The following is a 10855-nucleotide window of genomic DNA, read 5'->3' on the forward strand; positions in this document are numbered from 1 at the left end:
CCGCCCGGATCTTTCATCTGATGGCATCAAAAGGCATCCTGGCCCGCACACAGGCCTGGCGCAGCAGGTAATCCACACAAAAAACTCAATACCCCCGCAGATCACATATCTGCGGGGGTTTCCTTCTCCTTATGCACCCGCTCCGCAAAATCCATAAACGCACGTATGATCTTGACGTCACGACGCTGGGAAAGGGAAATCATGCTCTCACCCATTTGCAGATTCACGCCCTTCAATTTGATTTGCCGCAATCGATCATCGTGCCCATATTCCGCCTGAGAAACAAAACCGATACCTGCACCCGAGGCAACAAGTTCGCGAACGGCCTCTCGGCCTTCAGCAACAATCGCCGGGTTTAACCTGATACCTTGTTTCTCGGCGGCTTCTTCCAGTTTCTCGCGTGTTTTTGACCCGTGCTCTCTGAAAATCAGGGGCAACTCGGCAAGCTCCTCCAGGGTCAGGGTGGGTTTGGATGCCAACAGCACGCCCCGGGCAGCAAAGGCCACAATTTCAGTGGACCCCAAATTCAATACGTCCATGTCCTTGCCAGGAGACAGGCTGCCAACAACGCCGATTTCCGCATTGTAAGACCGAAGCTCTTCCAGGATTTCTTCGGTGTTGCCGGATCGCACAGTGATCGTGATTTTCGGATATTTCTTTTGGAACGAACCCAGAAAAGACGTCATGTGATGCGCTGAATCGGCAATAATCCTTAATTCACCATCGATCGCGGCTTTGGTTTCAGAGAGGTAGTCCTCAATCTGATCTTCGATCTCGAAATATTGTTTTGTGAATCTGTAAAGCTGTTCGCCTTCGGGCGTCAGGTTCACGCGTTTTCGTTCACGCTGGAACAGCAGCAGGTCGTGATCCTGTTCCAGTTTTCGGACCTGCTCGGAAATCGCTGGCTGGGTCAGATACAAAGCCTCTGCCGCACGGGAGAATCCCCCATGTTTGGCCACGTAATGAAAGGCTTTCAACTGGCTGTGTCGCATGGCAGTTCCCTGTAGATGCGTTCATAGGCTGCGCTTATGATTAGATTGATAATTGCAATTTCACATATAGCAAGCGTTGCTGCAATTGTGTTCCTGAAAACGCTGTTCTGGAGCCTGGTAATGACGCCATCCAAACCAAAATTAGAGCAACCGCGCCTTGGTGAACCCTACCTTTTGACGCCCGGTCCTTTGACAACGTCCTACGCGGTCAAAGAGGCAATGTTACGTGACTGGGGTAGCTGGGACGATGATTTCCGCGCCATGACGCGGGAGGTGCGGTCAAGCCTGCTGAACCTGCTTGGCGAGGGTGCCGACGCGTTCGATTGCGTACCGATGCAAGGCAGCGGATCGTTTTCCGTCGAGGCGATGCTGGCATCCTTTATTCCGCGAGACGGAAAGGCGTTGGTATTGGCAAATGGTGCCTACGGGCAGCGTTCAGCACAAACGTTGCAGTACCTGGGTCGTGATCATGTTGTGTTGGACAAAGGCGATTACCTGCCGCCGAGGGGTGATGAGGTTGCGCGCATTCTCGCGGATGACCCGGACATCACGCATGTCGTCGCCATTCACTGCGAAACCAGCTCGGGCATTCTGAACCCGGTCGAAGAGATTTCGGAGGTCACATATGCCGCCGGGCGCAAGCTCTTGATTGACTCGATGTCCGCCTTTGGAGCGATTGAGCTCAAACCAACTGAAATTCGTTACGAGGCCATGGTGTCTTCGGCGAACAAATGCATCGAGGGCGTTCCGGGTTTCGGGTTCATCGTGGCGCGCAAGACCGAGCTGGAAGCCGCAAAAGGCAACAGTCATTCGCTGTCTCTGGATGTGTATGCGCAGTGGGCGCATATGAACAAAACGGGACAGTGGCGGTTTACCCCGCCGACGCATGTGGTTGCGGCCTTCATCGAGGCACTTCGGGCGCACACTGCCGAAGGCGGTGTTGCAGGTCGAGGCGCCCGCTATACCCGCAACCGGGACGTCATGGTCGCGGGCATGCGGGAACTGGGTTTCGAAACACTGCTGGATAATCGTTGGTTGAGCCCGATCATCGTTACCTTCTTCTGCCCGGCTGATGAGAATTTCGTTTTTGATCAGTTCTATAACCGGATGAAAGAAAAAGGGTTCATTATCTACCCGGGCAAGCTGACTGTCGTCGACAGTTTCCGCGTCGGTTGCATCGGCCAGATGGACGAAGATGTCATGCGTAAAGTTGTGATCGCTGCAAAAGAATCTCTGGAAGAAATGGGCGTGACAAGCGCTGCGCCTCCTCTCCGGGCACTGGAAGAACGCGCCAAGTTGGCCGCATAAAAATCAAGGAAAACACAGATGACCATTCAAACCCCTGTCGAAGCAAATGAGCGCGTCTACCCAACGCCGAAGGTGCCCGCAATTGCCATCTGCCTTGATGGATGTGAACCTGAATACCTCGACGTGGCGATTGCGAAAGGGCTGATGCCCAACCTCAAACGGATGCGGGAGGAAGGTACAGACCGTCTGGCGCATTCTGTTATTCCGTCGTTCACCAACCCCAACAATCTTTCGATTGCCACCGGGCGTCCGCCGATCGTGCATGGAATCTGCGGCAACTACCTTATTGATCCCGACACCGGTGAAGAGGTTATGATGAACGATGTCCGCTTCCTGCGCGCGCCGACCATCTTCTCACAGTTCTATGATGCAGGTTTCCGCGTGGCGATGGTAACCGCCAAGGACAAGCTTCGCGCGCTGCTTGGTGCCGGGCTGAAGTTTGACGAGGGCAGGGCGGTTGCATTCTCTTCTGAGCGTTCGGGCGAAACGACGCTTGAGGAACATGGCATCGACAATGCCAGCAAATGGTTGGGCATGGACGTGCCCGAGGTATACTCGGCCGAGCTGTCGGAATTCGTTTTTGCTGCTGGCGTCAAGCTGCTGAAAGAGTTCAAGCCCGACGTCATGTATTTGTCGACTACCGACTATATCCAGCACAAGTTTGCACCCGATCAAAAGGGCGCACTTGATTTCTACGCCATGTTCGACCGCTATCTGGGCGAGTTGGACGCATTGGGGGCCGCCATCGTGGTGACGGCTGATCATGGCATGAAGCCTAAGCACCTGGCAGATGGATCCCCTTCGGTCGTCTATGTGCAGGACCTGATGGACGAATGGCTGGGCAAGGATGCGGCGCGGGTCATCCTTCCGATCACTGACCCCTATGTCGTGCATCATGGTGCACTGGGTTCGTTCGCGACCGCTTACCTGCCGGATGGCGCGGATCAGAGTGACATCATTGCCAAACTCAAGGCGACCGAAGGGATCACCCATGTGCTGACCAAGGCTCAGGCCATTGAACGGTTCGAATTGCCCGGTGATCGGATTGGCGACATTGTGATGGTTTCTGGCGAAAACATTTGCATCGGAACGTCCGAGCATCGCCACGATCTGGCAGCGCTCAAAGAGCCCCTGCGCAGCCATGGTGGTTTGACGGAACAAGAAGTTCCCTTCATCGTGAACCGTGTCATCGACCTGCCAAACCAACCCGTGCTGCGCAACTTTGATGCCTTTTTCTACGCAACTACAGCGGCGGCACAGTAAGCCATGAAAGACCAGACCATGTCGAAAATCGAAGTACGTAACGAAGGAATGCGGATCGGTGGCGAAATCGTCTTTACCGATGAAACCATTCCTGTTCTTTACCCGTACACCAACGAGGTCGTGGGCCATGTTCCCGCTGGCACCGCAGAACACGCACGCAGGGCATTCGAAATCGCGGCGAATTACAAACCTAAACTGACCCGGTACGAGCGCAGCCAGATTTTGCAGCGCGCAGGCGAGCTGATCGGCGAGAAACGCGATTACCTTGCGAAATGGCTGACGTTGGAGCTGGGCATCTGCCACCAGCATGCGATCTACGAAACCAAACGCGCACAGGATGTTTATCAGTTTGCGGCGGCTGAGGCGCTAAAGGACGATGGCGAGATCTTTTCCTGCGATCTGACCCACAATGGCAAAGCCCGCAAGATTTTCACCACCCGAGAGCCGGTGAAAGCAATCAGTGCGATCACCCCGTTCAATCACCCTTTGAATATGGTTAGCCACAAAATCGCGCCGTCGATTGCGACCAATAATTGCATGGTTTGCAAGCCCACGGAACTGACGCCGCTGACTGCGCTGACATTGGCCGACATACTTTATGAAGCAGGCCTGCCGCATGAGATGTTCCAAGTGGTGACCGGCTGGCCGGCTGACATTGGCGATGAGATGATCACCAATGAACATATCGACATCATCACCTTCACCGGGGGTGTGCCGGTGGGCAAGTTGATCGCTGAGAAAGGCGTCTACAAGCGGCAGGCGCTGGAACTTGGGGGTAACGATCCTCTGATCGTTCTGAATGACCTCAGCGATGCGGATTTGGACAAAGCCGCAACAATTGCAGTGGCGGGTGCGACCGGAAACTCCGGTCAGCGGTGTACGGCAGTCAAGCGCATCCTCGTGCAGGAAAGTGTGGCCGACAAGTTTGTGCCGCTGGTTCTGGAGAAGGCCAAGAAGATCAAATTCGGCGATCCGCAAGACCCCGAAACCGAGCTGGGGTGTGTGATCCACGACAAAGCCGCGGAGATATTCGAGAACCGCGTTCTGCAGGCTGAGAAAGAGGGTGCAGAAATCTTGTATCACCCGGGCCGTCAGGGCGCATTGCTGCCGCCTATCGTTGTCGACAAGGTTCCCCATGACAGCGAGCTGGTGATGGAAGAAACTTTCGGTCCTATCGTGCCGATCGTGCGCGTACCAGACAATGACGAAGAGGTGATGGCGATCTCGAATTCGACCGAGTTCGGCCTGTCTTCGGGGGTATGCACCAATGACCTGAACAGGGCCATCGCCTTTATCAACGGATTGAATGTCGGCACCTGCAACATCTGGGAACAGCCGGGTTACCGCATTGAAATGTCACCCTTTGGCGGCATCAAGGACAGCGGAAACGGGGTGAAAGAGGGCGTTATCGAGGCGATGAAGTTCTTCACCAACGTCAAAACCTATTCGCTGCCCTGGCCCAACTAAACCTTGCGTCCTTTCCCCACAGACGGGAAGGACGCTTCAAATCCTCCCTGATACTGGCGGGCCTTTTGGGGCCCGCATCTTTTGATGACAGAAATGAGGAGCGGACATGCCACAGATTGTCCACACGGAAGGGGAATCAAACACATCCGAAGCGCGCAAGGCATGGTTGCAAAAGTCCATGGGACCGAAGTCGGCACCTCTGCTCAAACGCGATGCGGATGTGTTCCTGCATCAATCTCTGTCATCACCCTGCGTCAGCACTATTGCAAAGGCCGAGGGAATCTGGATCGAGGATATGGAGGGTCGCCGGTACATGGATTTCCATGGCAACTCGGTGCATCACATAGGCTATGGGCACCCGCGTCTGATAGCCGCCATCAAAGCGCAACTTGATGATCTTCCTTTTGCACCCCGCCGCTTTACCAATGACCCGGCAGTGGATTTGGCAGAAAAACTGGCAGATATCGTGCCTGGCGATCTGGGGAAGATGCTCTTTACCACTGGCGGCTCTGACGCCAACGAGGTTGCCCTCAAAATCGCGCGTGCCGCGACCGGTCGGTTCAAAACAATCAGCTTCTGGGATGCCTTCCATGGCGCGGGCTTTGGCGCCGCAAGCGTCGGTGGCGAGGCGACGTTCCGCAGTCATATCGCGGGCCCCCTCTTGTCGGGCACTGAACATGTCGCGCCCTTCGCCTGCTACCGTTGCCCATACAATCACGCGGGACCGGAAACCTGCGGGTTGGCCTGCGCGAAAATGGTCGAATATGTTCTGGAGCGTGAAGGAGATGTGGCCGCAGTCATAGCCGAACCGATGCGCGCGGTGCCCTATGTACCACCGCCGGGGTTTTGGAAATCCGTGCGAGAGGCGTGCAATCGTCACGGCGCGCTTTTGATCATGGATGAAATCCCGACCGGCCTTGGCAAAACCGGCAGGATGTTCGCCTTTGAACATGACGAGATCATTCCCGACATTGTGACGCTTGGAAAAGCGCTTGGCGGTGGTATCCTGCCCATTGCCGCTTGTGTTGCCCGCAAACAATTGGACGTCTGCGGAGATTTTGCCATCGGTCATTACACACACGAAAAGAACCCGGTCACCGCGCGGGCCGCTTTGACAACACTTCAGATCATCGAAGATGAGGGGTTGGTTCATCGGTCGGCCACGCTGGGTGAGCACGCAATTGGTCGTCTGATGGACGAACTTCAGAACGTACCCACCGTCGGAGACATCCGGGGAAGGGGTTTGATGTTCGGGGTCGAAATCGTTGATGATCGCGTTGAAAAGATACCGGGCAATGCGCGTGCCGAACGGATTTACTACGCCTGTCTGGAGGCCGGTTTGAGCTATAAGATCAGTCAGGGATGCGTTCTGACATTGTCGCCGCCGCTGACCATCTCACAATCGGATCTGGACCACGCAATCGACATTGTGATCGCTGCTATCAAGGCCGAGAGTTGACACGTCGGATCAGTCAAAACTCGGCAGTAAGTAAAAAGAGGCTAGCCGAGACAGCGATGAAGACCCCAAAGTGCGACGTAAGACAACGAGTCCGATGGCGCACGGCGTACAATAGAATTTGGAATTGGCCGATGGCGTTGTAATATCCAACTGCACTCAGGCTTAAAACGCTGACGAAAGTAACGGGAAAGGCAAAATCTTCAATTCGGCCTCTGGTACAAATGAGACTGAACAAACTGACGGGATTACAGGAACTCAAAATCAACAGAGCGGAGTCTTTCATGGTATCGAATGTAGTTCAGAAGCTGAAAGACCTTTTGTTGCTGTGCTTTACAGATCGCAGCCCGTCGCCTTTGCAAAAAACTGAGAAACAAGATGCCGTTCAGCAGGCGACTACTTTTTACCTGCCATAGGGTATTCAATCTCCCTTTGCCGCGAGATCTTTGAATACAAATTTCACCAACTTGCCCCTGCCTTCATCCATTCAGCTTCTTTGACAGAACTGGGAGCGCAGAAGCTCTGTTGGTGATCCAACGGTTCGCTAAGTTCTATGACCTGCCGCCACGACGCTTGTCGGGAACGCGAATTGAAAATGTGGCATCTGACTCTGCAGGGGCAGATGCCTTCGAGCTGTACGGGTGTTCAGCGCAAACCCGCCACCGAGTTACCAAGGTGGCGGGGCAGGTTATCGTTGCGACATTTCTTTCGGATCAGAGCTTAATGCGGAAGGCTGCGAAACCGTCGGCGCCTTCCCCGGCGTCCTCGATTGCCACACCTTTGACGTCGCCCATATAGTCGCGGGCTTTTGGACCCGTCTCGAACAACACCGTGGTGTCCTCCAACGGTGAAAACGACCAGTTGGCATCCGCTTTGGGATCGATTGTGCCCTGTTCGACAATGTAGCGAACAATGACGTCGCGGTTGGTGTCCGGTGCTTCGAACACGATCGTGTCGCCCATTGCGCCCGGGAACGCGCCACCACCGGATGCACGGTAATTGTTGGTGGCAATGATGAACTCCATGTCATCCGTAACAGGCGCGCCATTGAAGGCAAGGTTCACGATCCGTGCTGCGTCGGGGTTCACCTCTTCGCCCTTTGGTCCAAAGCGCGACGGTTGCGACAGGTCGATCTGATAGGTCACACCGTCCATCACGTCGAAATTGTACGACGGGAACTCGGGGTTCAGAAGGATCGCATCCTTGGACCCAGCTTCAACCTGATTGAACATACCGGCCGAGCGTTCCAGCCAGCCACGCACCTGCGCCCCGTTCACGCGAACCGCACGGACGGTATTCGGGTAGAGGTACAGATCGGCCACGTTCTTGATGGCAACGTCCCCGACCGGGACATCGGTGTAATACTCCGGACCGCCGCGGCCACCAGCCTTGAACGGTGCTGCCGCAGACAGGATCGGCAGCCCTTCATGCTCGGTGCCTTTCAGCATGTCTTCGACATACCATTTCTGCGCGATCGAGACGATCTGCACAGACGGATCATCCGCGACCAACGCAAAATAGCTGTGCAGTGGGGCCGAGGTCTTGCCGACCGCGCGTCGAACATAGGCCAGCGTTTCGTCATGAGCTTTCGCAACCGATTCCAGAACCTTCTGATCATCTTCGACCAGAGCGGTGATTGATCGATCTTCGTTACGTTTGGATATCGGGCGCGCCTCGGAGGTTGTGGTAACGACGCGCCATTCATTGCCGTCCCGTTCCAAAAGCAGGTCCAGCAGGCCAAGATGCGACCCCCAGAAACCGCCCATGACGGCAGGTTTGCCCATCAGCGTGCCTTTTTCCACGTCGATCCCGGGGCGGTCAGCAAATGTCGGTGACGGGAAAACCAGGTGATTGTGGCCGGTGACCAGCGCGTCGATCCCGTCGACCCCTGCCAGAACCACCGATGCGTTTTCCATGCCGTCCTCATGATCGGCCCCCCCGATCCCCGAATGCGACAGGGCGATGATCAGGTCACATCCCTGTTCCTTCATCTCGGGTACATAGGCCTGAGCCGTCTCGACGATATCGCGGGCCTGAACATTGCCCTCCAGGTGCCTGCGGTCCCAGTTCACGATTTGTGGCGGGGTAAAACCGATGACACCGATCCTGATCGGATGTTTGGTGCCGTCGCCCATCTCGATTTCACGGTCGAGGATGGCATAGGCCTGAACAAGGGTCTTGTCGTCACGCGGGTTTGCACCTTTTTCCTTGGCGACGTTGGCCAGAACAACAGGGAACTCGGCACCGGCCAAAGCCTTGTTCAGGAAATCCAGACCGTAGTTGAACTCGTGATTGCCCAGCGTCGCGGCATCATACCCGACCGTATTGAAGGCCGTGATGATGGGATGGCTGTCGCCGTCCTTCATGCCGCGCTCGTAAGCGATGTAGTCGCCCATCGGGTTACCTTGCAGAAAATCGCCGTTGTCCACCAAGAGCGAGTTTGTCGCCTCAGATCGGATTTCGTTGATGATCGACGCTGTGCGGGACAGGCCCACCGTGTCGCGGGGTTTGTCCGCATAGTAATCATAAGGAAACACATGGACATGGATATCGGTGGTTTCCATGATGCGCAGATGCGCCTGATTATTGGCCGCCGCCACCGAAAACGGATGCAGGGTAATTGCCGCCGCACCAGCGGTTGTCGTGGCAAGGAAGCGGCGTCGTGAAATTGAAGAACGGCTTGAGAAAGACATGGGTCACCTTTCAGGTTTGTGGTCAACGCGTCTTTTTTGCCTGTAATTCGCAACATCCATATGAAACAGGTTGCCAGCGCTTTATACGCGTCATGTGTAGGCGCAATGCCAGGTACAATAGCCCAACTTCCTGTACTTGATAAGACATGGCAGAAGGGGAACCCGTGCCCTGCGATTGCCAAGACAATGCCTCACAATCAGTGCTTTGCGACATATCCAACCCGCATCATGTTGGCTGCTATCCACTGACCCCAACCGTGTGGATGGGACAGCCCGGTTATCGACGTCCCGCCCCCAGGACAATAAGCTCTTTCGGGAAACTGGTCAGTGATTGGCATCCATCTTCTGTGACCAAGACGTCATCTTCAATACGGACACCGAAATTGCCCAGGTCATACAGACCCGGTTCGTTGGTCCAGACCATGCCTGCGCGCATTACCTGGTTGTTTCCGCGCATGATATATGGAGCCTCGTGCACATCCCGACCCAATCCGTGGCCTGTCTTGGTGCGGATGCGATTGGCGAAAGGGGATGCTTCAAGAACGCCGATGACTGCATCATCGATATCATGGGCCGTCACACCGGGGCGACACACGTTCAGACCCATCTGATTTGCTCGTAATACAGTTTCGTAGACAGCCTTGCCCTCATCTGAGACTTCGCCAACGAAAAAGGTTCGCGTGATATCCGCGACAAATCCATCCTTGCGCGCGCCAAAGTCAAAGAGCAGCGCGTCGCCGGTTTGAATCCGATAATCCATACGCGCTTTCCCGTGCGGTCGGGCCGAGTTGTCGGCAGCGACCACAATCGGTGTAAAGGCCAGTGAATCGGCACCTTCGGCAAACATTGCCTGGATCAAATCCTGTTCGATCTGTTTCTCGGTCTGACCTGCGTGTACCGTTCCGATAACCCGCTCAAGCGCACGTTCCGAGATGGTGATCGCAGCTTGCATGGAGGCCACATCCTTGCTGGACTTGATCAGTCGCAGGTTCGAGATTTGGTGTTCCGCATCAGTAATTTGTAACCCAGGCATAGCTTCGGTCAGCGCGTCAGAGACAAAAACACGCATGACCTGTCCTTCAACTGCAAGGGACGCGATGCTCAGGTGGTTCGCCAAAGCGGTGAAAGCCCCTTTGTAACCCGCCTCATCCCGCCAATCGAATACCGCTCCTTCGAACCTTAATTGATCCCACGAGCCAAGTTCCAGATTTGGAACAATGGCAGCGGGTTCTCCTGATGCGGGGATCACAACCACGATGGGGCGTTCGTTAGTCATGAAAGACTTGCCCATGGCTCGGTCGAAATTCGGAACCGGCACCAATGCCACGGCATCGACAGAGATTTCACGGGCCAACCGGCGATATTCTGATAAATCTGGCATCCTTACCAACCCTTATTGTGACCAAAACCACCCGCTTCGGCGATCTCGGCAAATCTTATTTTTCTTACGCCACACGCGAACCGTCATTGGTTTGGTATTCTGACAGTTGGAAACGTTGCCAATCGTTTCGCCGCACAGCAGTATACAGCCCGGCCAATAGTTCGGTTCGTGTTTCAGATTGCAGTCGTCACTTTTGTCAGCCACCTGAGCAGCCTCATCTGACTGGTCCAAGTTGATTGTTAGTGCATCATCGGCCTGTGATCCATCGGGATGATGGTTTCAGGTGCCGGCGGGC

7 protein-coding genes are annotated in these 10855 nt (G+C 55.1%); 4 read left to right on the plus strand and 3 right to left on the minus strand.

The genetic code is table 11. The features are described from left to right. Nucleotides 1-101: 101 nt before the first annotated feature. Entirely contained in the window at nucleotides 102-992 is an 891-nt protein-coding gene (locus ACR0EK_RS19940) for a LysR substrate-binding domain-containing protein (protein WP_480484611.1), read from the minus strand. 120 nt (nucleotides 993-1112) lie between these two features. Here ACR0EK_RS19940 and ACR0EK_RS19945 point away from each other — a divergent pair, with 120 nt between their 5' ends. The 4 genes from ACR0EK_RS19945 to pbfA all read left to right on the plus strand — a co-directional run bounded on the left by ACR0EK_RS19945 (nucleotide 1113) and on the right by pbfA (nucleotide 6489). After that, nucleotides 1113-2300: a 2-aminoethylphosphonate--pyruvate transaminase gene (locus ACR0EK_RS19945; RefSeq protein ID WP_480484612.1), complete on the plus strand. Its 1188-nt coding sequence runs from the start codon at nucleotides 1113-1115 to the stop codon at nucleotides 2298-2300. 18 nt (nucleotides 2301-2318) lie between these two features. Continuing rightward, the gene (phnA, locus tag ACR0EK_RS19950) at nucleotides 2319-3563 is read left to right on the plus strand and encodes a phosphonoacetate hydrolase (protein ID WP_480484613.1); all 1245 of its coding nucleotides are present in this window, start codon (nucleotides 2319-2321) and stop codon (nucleotides 3561-3563) included. A gap of 3 nt (nucleotides 3564-3566) precedes the next feature. After that, the gene (phnY, locus tag ACR0EK_RS19955) at nucleotides 3567-5030 is read left to right on the plus strand and encodes a phosphonoacetaldehyde dehydrogenase (RefSeq protein ID WP_480477695.1); all 1464 of its coding nucleotides are present in this window, start codon (nucleotides 3567-3569) and stop codon (nucleotides 5028-5030) included. Between the two features lie 106 nt (nucleotides 5031-5136). Then, a complete protein-coding gene (gene pbfA / locus ACR0EK_RS19960) occupies nucleotides 5137-6489 on the plus strand; it encodes a (R)-1-hydroxy-2-aminoethylphosphonate ammonia-lyase (protein WP_480901152.1) in 1353 nt (450 codons plus the stop codon). Between the two features lie 710 nt (nucleotides 6490-7199). Here pbfA and ACR0EK_RS19965 read toward each other — a convergent pair. After that, nucleotides 7200-9179 carry a bifunctional 2',3'-cyclic-nucleotide 2'-phosphodiesterase/3'-nucleotidase gene (locus ACR0EK_RS19965; RefSeq protein ID WP_480901155.1) on the minus strand — a complete coding sequence of 660 codons (1980 nt, stop codon included), beginning with the start codon at nucleotides 9177-9179 and terminating at the stop codon, nucleotides 7200-7202. 277 nt (nucleotides 9180-9456) lie between these two features. Further along, on the minus strand, nucleotides 9457-10560 hold the full coding sequence (locus tag ACR0EK_RS19970; protein WP_480901156.1) for a M24 family metallopeptidase: 1104 nt from the start codon (nucleotides 10558-10560) through the stop codon (nucleotides 9457-9459). Between the last annotated feature and the right edge of the window lie 295 nt (nucleotides 10561-10855).

Source organism: Ruegeria sp. AE4 (assembly GCF_056542185.1).

Excerpts from the sequence above, each read along its gene's own strand:
- ACR0EK_RS19940 (WP_480484611.1), bottom strand. The coding sequence starts at position 992 with ATGCGACACAGCCAGTTGAAAGCCTTTCATTACGTGGCCAAACATGGG.
- ACR0EK_RS19945 (WP_480484612.1), top strand. The coding sequence starts at position 1,113 with ATGACGCCATCCAAACCAAAATTAGAGCAACCGCGCCTTGGTGAACCC.
- phnA (WP_480484613.1), top strand. The coding sequence starts at position 2,319 with ATGACCATTCAAACCCCTGTCGAAGCAAATGAGCGCGTCTACCCAACG.
- phnY (WP_480477695.1), top strand. The coding sequence starts at position 3,567 with ATGAAAGACCAGACCATGTCGAAAATCGAAGTACGTAACGAAGGAATG.
- pbfA (WP_480901152.1), top strand. The coding sequence starts at position 5,137 with ATGCCACAGATTGTCCACACGGAAGGGGAATCAAACACATCCGAAGCG.
- ACR0EK_RS19965 (WP_480901155.1), bottom strand. The coding sequence starts at position 9,179 with ATGTCTTTCTCAAGCCGTTCTTCAATTTCACGACGCCGCTTCCTTGCC.
- ACR0EK_RS19970 (WP_480901156.1), bottom strand. The coding sequence starts at position 10,560 with ATGCCAGATTTATCAGAATATCGCCGGTTGGCCCGTGAAATCTCTGTC.